The following is a 17,132-nucleotide window of genomic DNA, read 5'->3' as shown; positions in this document are numbered from 1 at the left end:
AACAGATGTTCGTTAATAGAAGGATGGTGAACCCAAAGGGGAAATTTATGAATAACGAAAAATTAAAAGCATTAGAAGTTGCTATGGGTCAAATAGAAAAACAATTTGGAAAAGGTTCTATAATGAAACTTGGGGAAGATAGCAAGTTAAACATAGAGGCTATTTCTACTGGCTGTTTAGGATTAGATATAGGACTTGGTATAGGTGGAGTCCCTAGAGGAAGAATTATTGAGGTTTTTGGACCAGAGTCTTCAGGTAAAACTACAGTTGCGCTTCATATAGTTGCAGAAGCTCAAAAAAACGGAGGAACAGCTGCATTTATTGATGCTGAGAATGCATTAGATCCTGAATATGCAAAAGCATTAGGAATAGACATAGAAAATTTAATAGTCTCACAACCAGATACAGGTGAGCAGGCGTTAGAGATTACAGAAGCACTAGTTCGCTCTGGGGCTATAGATGTTATCGTTGTCGATTCAGTAGCTGCATTGGTACCTAAAGCCGAAATAGAAGGAGAAATGGGAGACTCACATGTAGGATTGCAAGCAAGACTTATGTCTCAAGCTTTAAGAAAACTCGCTGGTTCTATAAATAAATCCCAATGTGTTCTTGTATTTATAAACCAATTAAGAGAAAAAATTGGAGTTATGTTTGGTAATCCAGAGACCACACCAGGTGGAAGAGCATTAAAATTTTACGCATCTGTTAGATTGGATATCAGAAAAATTGATACAATTAAACAAGGTGATGAATTTATGGGTAATCGTACAAGAATAAAAATAGTTAAAAACAAAGTAGCTCCTCCATTTAAAAAGGCTGAATTTGATATTATGTATGGTCATGGCATATCTCGCGAGGGAGATGTTCTAGATATAGGAGTTGTAGAAGAAATTGTACAAAAAAGTGGAGCATGGTTTTCTTATGGAGATATACGTCTTGGACAAGGAAGGGAAAATTCAAAACAATATTTTAAAGAAAACCCTTTGGTTATGTTGGAGATAGAAAATAAAATTAGAACAAAACATAATTTACCATTATCAAAAGGCCCTGAAACTTCTAAAAAAGAAACTTCTAAAAAGGAAACTTCTAAAAAAGAAGCAAATAAAAAGGAAGCATAAAAGCGAGTTTTTACTTGCTTTTTTCTTTAGTTAATTATTAATATATATTTTGACTATTTTGAATTTATATATTAATTTGAATTTTTCAACAAGTAATAATATGCTAATGATTAGTAGACTATATTATAATAGTAATATGATTTATTTAAATGTTATAATCTTGACATTAATTGAAAAGTAATATAAAATAAATACAAATACTGGTTTAGCATATTTTAATTGCTACCAATTAATAAGTATGACACCTTTTTCTAGCTTTCATGTTTACTCTTAAATAGATTTGAAAATAGGAAAAGGAGGTGTTGATAATCAATGGATGCTAAAAGTCAAACAATGCTCATATTAGCAAGTGCTATTTTGGTTGTTGTTTTAGTAGGTATTTTTGTTGTAATTTATATAAGAAAAAATATATCTCAAGCAAATATTTCCAAGGCAGAAAAAGAAGCCAAAAAAATTCTTGATGAAAGTGTAAAAGATGCTGAAACAAGAAAAAAAGAGGCGATTTTAGAGGCAAAGGAAGAAGTTCACAGACTTAGAACCGATTTGGAAAAAGAAACAAGAGAAAGACGTAACGAGGTTCAAAGGTTAGAAAGAAGAAATATCCAAAGAGAGGAATCTTTAGATAAGAAAAGTGATGTGCTAGAGAGAAAAGAAGAAAATCTTAGTAAAAAACAACAGGAAATTGAGACAGTTGAAGAAAGTGTACAAGATTTATACAAAAAGCAAAGAGGGGAATTAGAAAGATTATCAGGATTAACTGCAGAAGAAGCAAAACAAGTTTTATTAGAAGAAATAAGAAAAGAAATTAAACATGACGCTGCAATTATGATTAAAGAAATTGAAACTAAAGCAAAAGAAGAAGCTGATAAAAAAGCAAGAGAAATTATTACTTATGCAATTCAAAGATGTGCGGCTGACCATGTTGCAGAAACAACAGTCCACGTAGTGTCTCTTCCTAATGATGAGATGAAAGGAAGAATAATAGGTAGAGAGGGTAGAAATATTCGAACTCTAGAAACACTTACGGGTGTAGATTTAATAATAGATGATACACCGGAAGCGGTAATTCTTTCAGCATTTGATCCTATAAGGCGTGAAGTTGCTAGAATAGCACTTGAAAAATTAATAGTAGATGGAAGAATTCATCCTGCTAGAATTGAAGAAATGGTAGAAAAAGCTAAAAAAGAAGTTGAGAGCGACATAAGAGAAGAAGGCGAACAAGCTACTTTTGAAACGGGAGTACATGGTCTTCATTCAGAAATTATTAGGTTACTTGGAAGACTCAAATACAGAACTAGTTATGGCCAAAATGTATTAAAACATTCAATAGAAGTTTCGTATTTAGCTGGACTTATGGCGTCAGAACTTGGAATTGATCCAACACTCGCAAAAAGATGTGGATTACTTCATGATATTGGTAAAGCAGTAGACCATGAGGTCGAAGGACCACATGCACTTATTGGTTCAGAAATAGCGAAGAAACATCATGAATCACCTATAGTAGTGAACGCTATTGCAGCACATCATGGCGATGTTGAATTACAATCTCTTGAAGCAATATTAGTTCAAGCGGCAGATGCTATATCAGCTGCAAGACCAGGTGCAAGAAGAGAGACCTTAGAAGCATACATTAAAAGATTAGAAAAATTAGAAGAAATTGCAAATTCTTATGAAGGCGTGGAGAAGTCCTATGCTATTCAAGCTGGAAGAGAAGTTCGAATTATGATTAAACCAGATGTAATTGATGATGCAGGAGCGGCTGAATTGGCAAGAAATCTAGTTAAAAGAATTGAAAATGAACTAGAATATCCAGGCCAAATCAAGGTAAATGTAATTAGAGAAACAAGAGCTATAGATTATGCTAAATAAGTCACTAGAAAAAATCCTCTTGTAATTTAGAATATTTCTAAATTACAAGAGGATTTTTTAATATAAAAGAATTTAAATAATAAGTATAAATAGGACTTATAAGATAGTAAATTATTTTTTAATTAAAGTAAATATTTTACTTCTTGCATATTTTAAGGATGCAAAATATAGTTGTTCCATTTACATTACTAAAAAGAAATGATATATTAGTAGCGTATGTTTTTAAATATTAATTGATTTAAAATAAAATATTAGTTGGATTATGTAATCTATACTCAAATTAATAAGACATATAAGTAACATAAGCGAATATAAGTATGGGGGTAAAAAAATGTTATTATCTAAAAAAGCTGGACAAATATCAGCATCTTTGACATTATCCATAACTGCTAAGGCTAAAAAGATGAAAGCTAATGGTATAGATGTCATAGGATTTGGTGCTGGTGAACCAGATTTTAATACACCAATAAATATTCAAGAAGCGGCGATAGAGGCAATTAAAAACGGAATGACTAAATATACAGCAACTTCAGGTATTATTGAACTAAAGCAAGCAATAATTAAAAAATTCAACACGGATAATAACTTAAATTATGTGCCATCTCAAATTATAGTTTCTACTGGAGCAAAACAATGTTTAGCTAATGTTTTTCAAGCTATTTTAAATCCTGGAGATGAGGTTATTATTGGATCTCCATATTGGGTTAGTTATCCAGAACTAGTTAAATTAGCAGATGGACAACCTGTTTATGTAGAAACAGAAGAAATTAATAAATTTAAATTAACAATTAAAAATCTTAAACAAGTAGTAACTTCTAAATCTAAAGCGATAGTGCTAAATAGTCCCAATAACCCTACGGGGACAGTATATTCAAGTGAAGAACTTACAGAAATTGCTGAATTTTCGAAAAAAAACAACTTGATTATAATATCAGATGAAATTTATGAAAAGTTATTATATGGTAGTAGTAAACATATTAGCATAGCAAGTCTTTCAGAAGATGCTTACAACAGAACTATTGTAATTAATGGTGTTTCTAAAGCATATGCTATGACAGGATGGAGAATAGGTTATGCAGCAGGAAATTCAGAAATAATATCATTGATGTCTAATATTCAAAGTCATACTACATCTAATCCTAATTCAATTGCTCAATATGCATCTGTTGAAGCATTAAATGGTAATCAAGATCAAGTCTACAAAATGATTGAGCAATTTAAGTTAAGAAGAGACTATATGGTAGAAAGAATTAATGGCATTAATAATTTATCCTGCATAAAACCCGAAGGAGCTTTTTATGTTATGGTAAATATATGTAAAACATTGAACAAATCTGTGGATGGAAGGGTTATAAAAAATTCAATTATTTTTTCGAACATTTTACTTGAAAAAGAAAAAGTTGCTGTTATTCCAGGTATAGCATTTGGCGTAGATAATTATATTAGAATATCATATGCTACTTCCGTGGAAAACATAAAAAATGGACTTGATAGAATAGCAAAATTTGTTAAAAAAATTCAGAATTGATTTAGAAACTTTTTAATGATATTATATTATCATGAACTAATAGTAATTTGTCTATTATTAGTTCATACTACTATAAAAATATTGAGGTGAAGTAAAGTGGTTACAAAAGAAGTTAAAGTTAGTAATTCTAAAGGACTACATGCTAGACCGGCTACATTATTAGTAAGAAAGGCTGCTTCTTTCAAATCAGATATAGGAATAGAATTTATGGGGAAGAAAGCTAATATTAAAAGTTTAATAGGTATTTTATCTCTAGGAGTGGGACCAGACACTACTGTAAACGTTATAGCTAATGGCACCGATGAAAAATTGGCATTAGAGGAAATAGTAAAACTAATTAAATCTTTAGAGGAATAATTATAACCTATACATTTTAAAAAGCTGCTAACTTTCTGTTTGCAGCTTTTTAAAATGTATATAAATATATTAAAGGAGAATACATATATGATAGATAGTATTATAGATAATAACTGTAATTCAGATATAAAAATAAATAACGAACATTTTATATGCTATTTCCTTGAAATAAAAGCTAGGAAAAGTATTTATACTTCTAAAAGTTATGAACGTGATATAAAAGATTTTTTTTGTGTTGATTCTATATTAGATATTAGAATTGAGGACATTAGAAAGGTGACTATAGTACATACACAAAATTTTATAATGAAATTAATGGATCAAAACATGTCCTCGGCTACCATAAATAGAAAAATATCATCATTAAGTGCACTTTATAAATGGTTATTAAAATATCAAGACAATTCTACAGGTATTGAAATAATAAAATATAATCCTTTTGGAAACTTAAAAGATGAAAAACCAGTAATTAACAATAAAGAAACTGAATTTTTAACAAAGGAAGAGTGTAAGGTTTTATTGGGAAGTATTGATACTTCCACAATACTAGGGCATAGGAATAAAACTATATTAGAGCTTGCTTTAACTACTGCGTTAAGAAAATCTGAGATTATAAACATTAAACTAAAACATATCACTACATATACGGGATATAATGTAGTGAAAGTAAGACGGAAAGGTGGGAAAGATGACATAGTGAAGCTTCAAAGCAGTGTTCTAAATATGATTGATAAATATATTAAATTGACTAAAAGAGATAAGATAGTAAATGGTGAGGAGTATTTGTTTATTGGTCATTCGTCTAATGGCAAAAACAAAGAAAAATTAAATGCAAGCACTTTAAATTACATGATAAAAAAAGTAGCTAGAAATGCTGGTATACATAAAAATTTAAAGGTTCATTCTACTAGACATACAGCAATAACATTAGCAATACTCGCAGGAGCTACAGTAGAAAAAGTTAGAGATTTTGCTGCACACAAAAATTTGGCTACCACTAATAGGTATATCCATTCAATAGATAAGTTAAAACATAATGCTGGGGATTTGATTGATTTGTCTTAGTTAGATATTTGAGTTTTGAGGTTAAGTTTTAAATGTAAAACTTTAAAATTCATGCATATCAAAATTATTGATTAGGAAGCTCGTATAGATACATAACAATTTCACTAAGCATTCATTCATTCAATGAGATATATTACTTCTGAGTAGCCGTAGACGTGATTAAAGTAGACAACAAGCAAAGAAGTATAAGCATATTAAAAAATACTAATTTATATCTAAATATAAAATAGCGCGAGACAATGAAAGAGTTATAAAAGTTATATATACTTTCGTAACTCTTTAGTGTTTTAGAAGTATTTATGTGCTCAAATGAGGAAAAATAAATGTTGTAGAAATGAGGATAATATTTGTATTGCTCATTAATGTCAACATGTTTAAATATAAAAAATAATGAAATATAAATAGGAGATAATTATGAAAATAGGATATGCATGCATTCCACTTACAATAAATGAAAGAACAAATAGAAGATTAACTGTAAAAAAGTTTTCAGAAAAAATGCTTTTAGAAGTTCTTGAACAAAATATATTAGATTTAAGAAAAATATTAGAAAATAATAAAAAGTATAATATAAATTTATTTCGAATAAGCTCAGATATAGTTCCGTTAGGTAGTCATAGCATTAATAAGATTAAATGGTACAAATATTTTAAAAATGAATTAAATGAAATAGGAAAATTTATAAAAGAATGTGGTATGAGGGTATCTATGCATCCAGGTCAGTACACAGTACTAAATGCTGAAAAAGAAGAGATTGTAGTAAAGGCAATTATAGATTTAGAATATCACGCTAGATTCCTTGATTGTCTAGGTGTTGATTCGAGTAATAAAATTATCCTTCATATTGGAGGAGGTTATGGAGATAAGAGCGCCTCCATGAATAGGTTTATTATAAATTTCAAGAGATTGTCACAATCGGTAAAAGATAGGCTTGTAATTGAAAATGATGATAAAATATTTAATATCGATGATGTGCTTTTTGTAAGCAATGAAATTAATATACCAGTAATATTTGATAATCTTCATCATGAGTGTAATCACGTAGGCAATGAGTCTATTAAAGATATATTGGTGAAGGTTTCTAAAACATGGTATAAAAAGGATGGGCATATAAAAGTTCATTATAGTCAGCAAAATCTCCAGAGACAAACGGGTGCACATTCTGATACTATAATAGTTAAAAAATTTTTAAAATATTACGATGAAGTTAAAGAGTTTAATCCCGATATTATGCTAGAAGTAAAAGACAAGGATATTTCGGCAATAAAATGTAATATTATAGTTGATAACATTGGTAAGTTAACAAATGGTACAATCATAGAAAAACAGTGGTCTAAATATAAATATGTGTTAATGGAAAGAAATTATAGATATTATAAAGTTTGCAGTAAATTGGTAAAAGATAAATGTAGTTATGAAGAATTCTATGATTATGTTGATGAAATAATAAACCTTGATAAAGATAATGGAAGTTTTATAAATACTTCAGAGCATGTATGGGGTTATGTTAAAAATGAAGCTACAGATAGAGAAAAAAATCATTTTAATAAACTTATTTTAGATATAGATCATAAACAAAATGTCAAACTTTATTTAAAAAAGCTATGTGATAGGTATAACGCTGAATATATGCTTAACTCATACTATTTTTGTTATTAAATGTGTAAATATTGTAAATTAAAGAACACCTAGCATAGGGTGTTCTTTAATTATTTAGTGTTAGTTCACGTAACTTTTATTATGTAAACTAACACTAAAATGTAAACTAAATATTATCGATTTTAACCATGAAATAATAAAAAAATTGAAAATCTTCTAAAAATAGCAAACGTTTGTTTGTATAAAAATCCTTTTTATTGTCAACAATTTTAAAAGTTGTTTAATTACATTTTAGAGATTAAATCTTGTTATGTATTGAATAACCCATTCTACTATACTATAAACAAAAGGAGAGATATTATATGAATACAGTATCAATAATTGGAAGAATAACAAGAGATTTAGAACTTAAGAGTTTTAACGAAGGAAAAGGGTTTTATACTAGATTTACAATAGCTATTAATAGGGTATCACATAAAGAATTACAACCTGAGGCTGATTTTATTAATATTGTGGCATGGAGTGGACTTGCTGAGACAATATGTAAGCACTTAAAAAAAGGAAGCCAATTAGCTATAACAGGTCGACTTTCTAGTAGCAGTTATTTAGACAAAGATGGGAATAAAAGATATAGTACTGAGGTTGTAGCTGAGGATTTTAAATTTTTAGATAATAAACAACAAGTAGTATAGTATTCATAAGATTATTCCTGTGGTATAATTTAGTATAGTTAATAATATAAATTTGTATTTAATGGACTCTGGAAGAAAATAATTATTTATTAGGTTTTAGTAATTTATTTCGGACGGATAATACAAAAGGCGGGGTGTTTTAATGAAAACTATTGTTGTAGCAGGAGGATGTTTTTGGGGCGTAGAAGCTTATATGTCCCAAATAGGTGGGATTTTTGAAACAAAAGTAGGGTATGCTAATGGTAAAAAAAATAATCCATCTTATGATGAAGTTTGTGTTGGAAACACAGGTCATGCTGAAGCTTGTTTAATAACATATGATGAAATGAAGGTAACTTTAGAAAAAATATTAAATAAGTTTTGGGGAATTATAGATCCGACTGTAACGAACAGACAAGGGAATGATATCGGTAATCAATACAGGAGTGGAATATATTATAAAGATGAGAAAGATTTAGATATTATATTAAAAACAAAAAAAGAAACACAAAGTAGATTCGATAAACCAATAGTTACGGAAGTTCAGCCTCTACATTGTTTTTATAATGCTGAAGATTATCATCAAAAATATTTACAGAAAAACCCTGGTGGTTACTGTCACATTAATTTAGATAATTAAATTAGAATTATAAAGCAAGGAAATGTAAACTATACATTTCCTTGCTTTATAATATTTAACCTCATAATTAATAGTAAATTATTATACGTACATATTTATTAAATTTAATTATGTACTTGTTACAATATTATCAAGATTTAGTATATGATAATGAGATTATTTTAATATAATTCACTTATTTTAATATTATAGCAATTGATTTTTTATTAATATACTTATATAATTCATAATGAGACTTATTTATATATAGTTGATCTTTTTATTCAAAATAGATTGAAAAATTAATATATGTCTAATAACTAAAATAATATTAGGAAGTGGTATAGTGGAAGAACGTTTGCAAAAATACATGGCAAGCTGTGGTGTTGCTTCACGAAGAAAGTGTGAGTTAATAATTACAGAAGGAAGAGTAAAAGTAAATAATATTGTAGTAGAAGAACTTGGACATAAAATTGACTCTGAAAAAGATAGTGTATGTGTAGATAATAAAATCATTAACATAGAAGAAAATAAGGTTTATATTGCATTAAACAAACCAGAAGGGGTAGTATCTACTGTAAAGGATGAAAAGGATAGGGAAACTATTCTGGATTTAGTTAAGGTAAAAGAAAGAATATATCCAATAGGGCGTTTGGATTATGATACTTGTGGTCTAATTATATTAACAAATGACGGGGATATCTATAATAAAGTAATTCATCCAAGACAAGAAATTAACAAAGTCTATTTAGCAATACTTGAAGGATGTCCATCTGAGGAAGAAATAGATCAGTTTTGTAATGGGGTTGATATTGACGGATACATTACAGCACATGCAGATTTTGAAATAACTAGGAGAGTTGGTTTTAACTGCAGAGCTAAAATTACAATTCACGAAGGTAAAAATCGTCAAATCAGAAAGATGTGTGAAGTGATTGGTCATTCAGTAATTGCATTAAAGAGAGTTTCTGTAGGAGAAATTACACTTGGAAATATGGAAAAGGGAACATGGAGAAATCTAGAAGAAGATGAAGTTAAATATTTGAAGAATTTATAATCTAAAACTTCAGTATTTGTAAAAAATGAAAATATTTTTAGCTAACTATACAATACTGCTGAAAAAGTTCTATATAAACTGAATAATTCGTTGAAACTATGTTCAATAGATGATAAAATGAAATTAATATTTCATTTTATCATCTATTGAAATTTTTATTTCATTTAATTGAAATTAACATAGAAAGGATTGAGCTGATTATGGAAAATAATAAACAAGATTTGATGAGATCTATTCAAATCAAGTTTCCACGTTTAAGTAAAGGTCAAAAATTAATTGCTGAATATATTCTAAAACACTATGATAAAGCAGCATTTATGACAGCTGCTAAATTAGGAATTAGTGTAGGTGTGAGTGAGTCAACTGTTGTAAGATTTGCCAATGAATTAGGATTTAGTGGCTATCCCAAACTACAAAAATCTTTACAAGAATTAATCAAAAACAAATTAACTACTGTGCAAAGAATTGAATTATCAAATGACTTCATGACTCAAGAGAATGCGCTAAAAGGTGTATTAAAAGCTGATATGGAAAATATTAGAGCAACTCTTGAAAAAATAAATTATCAATCTTTTGAAGATATTGTTAATTCATTATTTAAAGCTAGAAAAATATATATAATCGGACTTAGAAGTTCATCTGCATTAGCTGAATTTTTAGCCTTTTATTTAAATCTAATATTAGATAATGTTAAAGTAGTTGCTTATGGTGTTAGTGACATATTTGAGCAAATGCTTAATGTTGATGAACAAGACATAGTGATAGGGATAGGGTTTCCTAGATACACTACAAGAACTATCGAAGCTTTAGCTTTCGCAAAAAGCAAAAATGCTAACGTTATAGCAATTACTGATAGTCTGTTATCTCCATTAGCAGCGAAAGCTGACTATACATTAATAGCACAAAGCAATATGGCATCTTTTGTTGACTCCTTAGTTGCACCACTTAGTGTTATCAATGCACTAATAATCGCTGTTGGCTTAAGAGAAAAGGAAAAGATATCAAGAACGTTTTCTACTTTAGAGGATATATGGGAAGAATATCAAGTTTATTCTTTGAAGGATAGAGATGAAAGATAGACAATGTAATATAAATACATATATTTAAAAGAATTTTAAAAAATAATTCTAACCTTTGTCTGAAAAACATTATGCATAGGGTACTATATAATGTTACAAACATAAAACAATGTATTGTTTACACACACATTTATAGTTATAAAACTGTTTTAGAAGCAAACAGATTTAGTTTCATAAGTTAATATTGTTGTGGATGGGTTAGCTAAAGATTGTACGCAAACACAATAGCATTATTAATTTTGTATGAATAATGCTAAGAGAATCCTTTATTAGTAGGGTCTCTTAGCATTTTATGATTTTATTAACAAAAAAGACTATCAAAAGCAAATACAGTTGTTGTATTTGCTTTTGATAGAGTTAAACATTTTAGTGCACAAACAAATATTTTAGGGGAGTGATTTAGTGTCAAAGGTAATTGTTATCGGAGGAGGACCATCAGGCATGATGGCAGCTGTTGCAGCTTCATCAAAACACGAAGTGGTACTAGTTGAAAAAAATGAAAAACTTGGAAGAAAACTATATATAACTGGTAAAGGTAGATGCAATATTACAAATGCTAAGGAGATAGGTGATTTTTTTGAACATATACCATGTAATCCTCATTTTTTATACAGCTCTTTATATTCCTTTACTAATGAAGATACAATGAATTTTTTTAAAGAGGCTGGGGTTAACGTAAAAGTTGAAAGAGGAGATAGAGTATTTCCTGTGTCGGATAAGTCTTCAGATATTATAAAAGTTTTTAATACGGAACTAAGAAACAAGAAAGTTGAAGTACAATTAAATTCAAAAGTAATGAAGTTAATTAGAGATAATCAGAAAGTAATTGGAGTTGAACTTGCAAATGGAACTATAATATACGGAGATTATTTTATATTATGTACTGGTGGTTTATCTTACCCACAGACAGGTTCATCTGGTGAAGGTTTAACATATGCTCGTGTTTTAGGCCATAATATAATTAAACCTAAAGCTTCATTAGTGCCAATAGCTGTTAATGAGGAATGGGTTAAAGATTTACAAGGTCTATCTCTAAAAAATGTAGAATTAAAAATTATTAACGAAAAGAATAAGATTATTTATAAGGACTTTGGAGAAATGATTTTTACTCATTATGGAATTTCAGGACCTATTGTCTTAAGTGGTAGTAGTTTTGTAAAAGAAGAAAAGAATTTAAAGGCTTTAATAAATTTAAAACCAGCTTTAAGTGAACTTGAACTTGATAAACGTGTTCGTAATGATTTCTTAAAGTATGCAAACAAAGACTTTAAAAACTCATTAAATGATTTACTCCCAAGTAAGCTAATAAACACTATAATACATTTATCAAACATTGATGAAAACAAAAAAGTTAATTCAATTACTAAAGAAGAAAGAAAAACTGTAGTTAAATTGCTTCAAAATTTACCTCTTAGTATTAAGGGTCTTCGACCAATAGAAGAAGCAATTATAACTAGTGGTGGAATAGATACTTTAGATATAGATGCATCAACCATGAAATCAAAGATAATTGATAATCTTTATTTTGCAGGTGAGATGATTGATGTAGATGGTTTCACTGGAGGGTATAATTTGCAAATAGCTTTATCAACAGGATATTTAGCTGGAAATAATGTGGGCATATAGTAATTACAATTAAAATATAAATTTTATAAATGAAGGGTGGAGTATAATGAAACTTTCTGTTGCCATAGATGGCCCTGCAGGTGCAGGCAAAAGTACTATAGCTAAAATTATAGGTGAAAAATTTAATCTCATGTATATTAACACTGGAGCAATGTATAGAGCAGTTACGTTAAAAGCGATGGATGCAAATATTACAGAGAAAGATGTAGACAAATTGATTAACCTAATTGAATCTTTAGAAATGCATTTTGTTGAGGATCGTTTATTTGTCAATAATGAAGATTTAACAGACATGATAAATATGCCTACTATAAGCAATAATGTTTCAAAGTATGCGGCAGTTGCCGAAATAAGAGAAATTCTTGTAAAGTTACAACAAAATATTGCTAAAAAGTTTAATGTTATTATGGACGGGCGAGACATTGGTACAGTAGTGCTTACTGATGCTACTTTTAAATTTTATTTAACTGCTAGTAATGATAAGAGAGCCAAAAGAAGATATGATGAATTAATTTCAAAAGGATTAGATGTTGATTACAATACTATTTTAAATGATATTATAAAAAGAGATTATATCGATACCCACAGAGAAATTAACCCATTAACAAAGGCTGATGATGCCATAGAAATAGATTCATCTTCTATGAGTATTAATACAGTAGTCGAAAGTATAGCAACATATATTAACTCTAATACTAAAAATAACTAGTATAAAATTTAATATGATATTTTATTTAAGGACGTGAAAGAATGAAAATAATAACACTTGCGGACTCAGCTGGTTTTTGTTTTGGTGTTAAGAGAGCTGTAGATACAGCTTTAAACATGAAACACAAATATAATAAAGAAATTTATACTCTAGGACCACTTATACATAATAACGATGTTGTAAAATTTTTAAAGGACAACTCAATATATCCTATAGAGTTTGATGAAATTGATAAACTAGAAGATAATGACACACTTATAATAAGATCACATGGAATATCTGAAGAAACATTGGATAAATTAAATAAAACCAATCTTAATATTATAGATGCTACATGCCCCCATGTAGAAAATATACACAAAAAAGTAAAAAAATATTATGACTTAGGATATACTATAATTATTGTAGGAGATAAAAATCATCCTGAAGTTATTGGAATTAACGGATGGTGTAATAATTCTGCAGTGATTTTGAAAGATGATACTGAGTTTAATAGCATTACAAACAAAATATGTGTAGTATCTCAGACAACTGAAAGACAATCTACTTGGGAGAATGTGCTCGGTAAAGTCATAAAAACTAGTAAGGAAATAGTTGCATTTAATACTATTTGTAGTGCTACAGAAGTGCGTCAAAAATCAGCAGAAGATCTTTCTAATAAAGTTGATGCAATGGTTGTTATTGGTGGATTCAATAGTTCTAATACTACTAAACTTTATGAAATTTGTAAAAAAAATTGTAAAAACACAATATATGTAGAAAATTTATTAGGTATTCCTAATGAGTTTATAAAAGATGATAATATAAAAAGAATAGGCGTTACAGCTGGTGCTTCAACACCTGATTGGATTATTAAGGAAGCAATATTAAAAATGAATTAAACATGATAGGTATAAAATTATAAAGATATCTATAGACTAAACACTAACTAGGATGTTTAATTTATAGATATTTTTATGCCCTTTTATTTTATATGATTGAGCTAATTATAATAGCTTAGAAAATTAACATGTTATTTACTTGAATGTATACTATAGGCTAGGCAATTATAAATTTACTTATTGTTGAATATTAAAGACATTTATTTAATATAATGTAATAGTATTATAATAGGGAGTGATAAAATTAAAGGGTAAAGTAAAATAATAAACTATAATGAAAACCAGCAAACTTTTTATAATGATTATACTAATTTTATAAAAGAATATAATTAATTTTTATAATTTTCTTGTAAAAGTATTGAAAATAGATTTATAATTACATTTATATTAATGATAGAATTTGCTAAAAAAATAAAGAAAATGGAGTAAATTTAAATGTACAAATCAACGAGTTTAAGGCTAAAGAATATTGATGATTTCAGAAAAATTAATCATTTTAACAGTAATTTTAGTTTATCAAATAAAAATTTTTTTGAAGAGTATGATAATAGCAATATTATTCAAAAAATCTTTTTAAGAAGAAATGTAAATTTATTATTAAAAGAAAATGATTATATAGGGTATATATGGTTTCAAAAGCTTAATAAATATCATAGTTCTATTAAGTCAATTAATGTTTTAGATAATAGTAATTCAATAAGTTTTTATAAAGTATTAATTGGTTCATTATCTAATAGCAGTTTAATAACTTATGAATGTGAGGATAATGAAGTAAATATAAATATTTTAAGCAAATTAGGTTTTAAAAGAATGAAAGGTTTTTTTGAGCTTGAAAAAAAATGTAATGAACATGTGAACATTTTTGTTCCAGAAAAGATTACTTTTTCTATAGTGAAAAAAGATAAAGATGAAAAAGCACGTTGCTTTATACAAAATGAAATATTTAAGAATGATGATAGAATTCCAATAAATATAGAAGATATATATTATGATGAAGCACAGGAATATTATTTTGACAAAGGTGCTATATTTATCAAATTAGATAATGTGACTGTAGGTTATGGTCAAATAATAGTGGAAAATCAAATAGCAAACATAGTGAATTTTGGAATAATAGAAAAATATAGAAAAGAAGGATATGGGAAGGCACTTTTAAGATTCTTGCTTGATATAGCTATAGATAATAACTTTTCTGAAGTCTCATTAAGGGTAGACTCTAATAATATTGTTGCTTATAAATTATATATTTCTTTAGGATTTAATGTAAAAAAAGAATTGTATACTTGGCAAAGAACTAATGTATAAAAATATAAAAGGAAATAGATGATAATTATCTATTTCCTTTTATATTTTTAATTTTTATTTAATGAAATATACTTTTCAAGTGCAATTTTTAAAATTCCCATAGCATCTTTTAGTGCAGTAGTATTCAAACAATAGGATAATCTAATTTCGTTTATACCAAGACCATCAGTTGCATAAAATCCCTCTGCAGGTGCAACCATAACAGTCTTATTATTATAATTAAAATCTGTTAATAACCATTTTGCAAAATCTTCAGCATTTTTTATTGGAAGTTTAGCAATTACATAAAAAGCGCCACTTGGTTTTTCACAAACTACTCCTGGTATTTTCAGTAAGTACTTATGTAGAATATTTCTTCTTTCCTCATACTCTTTTTGGGTTTTTATAAAGTATGATTTGGGGGTATTGATTAAATTAGTTGCAGCTACTTGCTCTATCACAGGAACACAAAGCCTAGATTGTCCTAATTTAAGCATTTGAGCCATAAGATGCTTATGTTTTGATGCAACTAGACCAATTCTTGCGCCACAAGCACTGTAACGCTTAGATATACTGTCGATTAATATTATTTTTTCTTCAATGTCTTTCATGTATAAAGCAGATGTATATTTTAAATTATCATAAACAAATTCTCTATATACCTCATCAGAGATTAGAAATATATCGTTCTCTTTTACAATATCTGCAAGCATTCGTACTTCTTCTTTAGTATATACGACACCTGTTGGGTTTCCAGGATTTGATACCATTATTGCTTTAGTTTTTTTTGTAATCTTATTTGTAATAACTTCTTTAGACGGTAAATGGAAACCATCTTCCGCTTTTGTAATAAATGGAACTACTTTTACGGAAGCTAAATCGGCTAATGCATTGTAATTTGTGTAAAATGGTTCAGGAATTAAGATTTCGTCACCTGGGTCACATATAGACATTAATGCGAAAAGTATAGCTTCTGAACCACCATTAGTTACAAGTATTTCACTTTTAGAAAATTCTATATTCCATTCTTTGTAATACTTTATAAAACTTTCTATTAAAGGATCCATTCCTTGTGAATTAACATATTTAAGTACCTTGTCAGTATAGTTGTTAACTCCTTCCATATATGCACTTGGAGTAGGTATATCTGGCTGGCCTATGTTAAGATGATAGACACTTACACCTCTTTTTGTCGCATCCTCTGCAAAAGGAGCTAGTTTACGAATTGCTGAAAATTCCATTGATTCAAGTCTGTTAGATAATTTCATAATGTTTCCCCCCATCAGTAATTAAAAACTTAGTTAATTGCATAACCCTGTAGTCAAGCGACTACAAGGGTTTACAATCATATATATACAGGAATTCCCCCAACTTTTGTCGAATTTATATTCATCACAACTAAATTCACAGAAAGGAGAAAATTCCATGCAATCGAATTTAAAACAATTATCTCTTACTGATATTTACACAGATATCGATGATTACTTTCAGCAAGATAAACCCAGATTAATAAAACTTTTTGACCAATATATTGATTTATCAGAGTTAATTCCTCAAACATTCACTAATCATTATTATGCTCTAACTGGTCACCCTAGAGATTATAAATTATCATCCATGTTAACTGCTTTGATTATAAAAATGATACTTTCTATCCCAGATATCTCCTT

15 protein-coding genes and 1 pseudogene are annotated in these 17,132 nt (G+C 28.3%); 15 read left to right on the top strand and 1 reads right to left on the bottom strand.

Annotated elements, in window-relative coordinates; translation table 11 throughout:
- Nucleotides 1–47: 47 nt before the first annotated feature.
- From recA to KPL38_RS07195, 14 genes and pseudogenes are all read left to right on the top strand, one after another.
- Nucleotides 48–1,118 (top strand): recombinase RecA, encoded by a 1,071-nt coding sequence (gene recA / locus KPL38_RS07260; RefSeq protein WP_216288481.1) that lies wholly within the window; start codon nt 48–50, stop codon nt 1,116–1,118.
- A gap of 312 nt (nt 1,119–1,430) precedes the next feature.
- The gene (rny, locus tag KPL38_RS07255; RefSeq protein ID WP_376769025.1) at nt 1,431–2,987 is read left to right on the top strand and encodes a ribonuclease Y; all 1,557 of its coding nucleotides are present in this window, start codon (nt 1,431–1,433) and stop codon (nt 2,985–2,987) included.
- A gap of 331 nt (nt 2,988–3,318) precedes the next feature.
- Complete coding sequence (locus tag KPL38_RS07250; RefSeq protein ID WP_216288480.1) at nt 3,319–4,515, top strand: pyridoxal phosphate-dependent aminotransferase; 1,197 nt, start codon at nt 3,319–3,321, stop codon at nt 4,513–4,515.
- Nucleotides 4,516–4,611: 96 nt separating this feature from the next.
- A complete protein-coding gene (locus tag KPL38_RS07245; protein WP_216288479.1) occupies nt 4,612–4,872 on the top strand; it encodes an HPr family phosphocarrier protein in 261 nt (86 codons plus the stop codon).
- An 87-nt stretch (nt 4,873–4,959) separates the two neighbouring features.
- Nucleotides 4,960–5,937, top strand: a complete 978-nt coding sequence (locus KPL38_RS07240) for a tyrosine-type recombinase/integrase (protein WP_216288478.1) — start codon at nt 4,960–4,962, stop codon at nt 5,935–5,937.
- 414 nt (nt 5,938–6,351) lie between these two features.
- Entirely contained in the window at nt 6,352–7,596 is a 1,245-nt protein-coding gene (uvsE, locus tag KPL38_RS07235; RefSeq protein WP_216288477.1) for a UV DNA damage repair endonuclease UvsE, read from the top strand.
- Nucleotides 7,597–7,898: 302 nt separating this feature from the next.
- On the top strand, nt 7,899–8,228 hold the full coding sequence (locus tag KPL38_RS07230; protein ID WP_216288476.1) for a single-stranded DNA-binding protein: 330 nt from the start codon (nt 7,899–7,901) through the stop codon (nt 8,226–8,228).
- A gap of 142 nt (nt 8,229–8,370) precedes the next feature.
- Nucleotides 8,371–8,847 (top strand): peptide-methionine (S)-S-oxide reductase MsrA, encoded by a 477-nt coding sequence (gene msrA / locus KPL38_RS07225; protein WP_216288475.1) that lies wholly within the window; start codon nt 8,371–8,373, stop codon nt 8,845–8,847.
- Nucleotides 8,848–9,172: 325 nt separating this feature from the next.
- Nucleotides 9,173–9,883, top strand: coding sequence for a pseudouridine synthase (locus KPL38_RS07220; protein ID WP_216288474.1), 711 nt, complete (start codon nt 9,173–9,175; stop codon nt 9,881–9,883).
- A gap of 200 nt (nt 9,884–10,083) precedes the next feature.
- A complete protein-coding gene (locus tag KPL38_RS07215; protein WP_216288473.1) occupies nt 10,084–10,962 on the top strand; it encodes a MurR/RpiR family transcriptional regulator in 879 nt (292 codons plus the stop codon).
- Nucleotides 10,963–11,364: 402 nt separating this feature from the next.
- The gene (locus KPL38_RS07210) at nt 11,365–12,588 is read left to right on the top strand and encodes a BaiN/RdsA family NAD(P)/FAD-dependent oxidoreductase (protein ID WP_216288472.1); all 1,224 of its coding nucleotides are present in this window, start codon (nt 11,365–11,367) and stop codon (nt 12,586–12,588) included.
- Nucleotides 12,589–12,634: 46 nt separating this feature from the next.
- Nucleotides 12,635–13,297, top strand: a complete 663-nt coding sequence (gene cmk, locus KPL38_RS07205; protein WP_246577855.1) for a (d)CMP kinase — start codon at nt 12,635–12,637, stop codon at nt 13,295–13,297.
- 41 nt (nt 13,298–13,338) lie between these two features.
- Nucleotides 13,339–14,175 (top strand): annotated as a pseudogene (locus KPL38_RS07200) (4-hydroxy-3-methylbut-2-enyl diphosphate reductase); the annotation flags it as partial.
- A 438-nt stretch (nt 14,176–14,613) separates the two neighbouring features.
- Entirely contained in the window at nt 14,614–15,483 is an 870-nt protein-coding gene (locus tag KPL38_RS07195; protein WP_216288470.1) for a GNAT family N-acetyltransferase, read from the top strand.
- Between the two features lie 47 nt (nt 15,484–15,530).
- On the opposite strand, the gene KPL38_RS07190 is transcribed toward KPL38_RS07195, so the two are convergent.
- A complete protein-coding gene (locus KPL38_RS07190; protein ID WP_216288469.1) occupies nt 15,531–16,730 on the bottom strand; it encodes a pyridoxal phosphate-dependent aminotransferase in 1,200 nt (399 codons plus the stop codon).
- A 157-nt stretch (nt 16,731–16,887) separates the two neighbouring features.
- On the opposite strand from KPL38_RS07190, the gene KPL38_RS07185 reads away from it, so the two are divergent.
- Nucleotides 16,888–17,132 (top strand): transposase (locus tag KPL38_RS07185; protein WP_512699145.1); only part of this gene is annotated, 245 nt, incomplete at its 3' end.

This window comes from Clostridium psychrophilum (assembly GCF_018861705.1).
GTDB lineage: Bacteria > Bacillota > Clostridia > Clostridiales > Clostridiaceae > Clostridium_AD > Clostridium_AD psychrophilum.
Note: the sequence above shows the minus strand (reverse complement) of the source record. Positions and strands in the feature narration are given on the sequence as shown.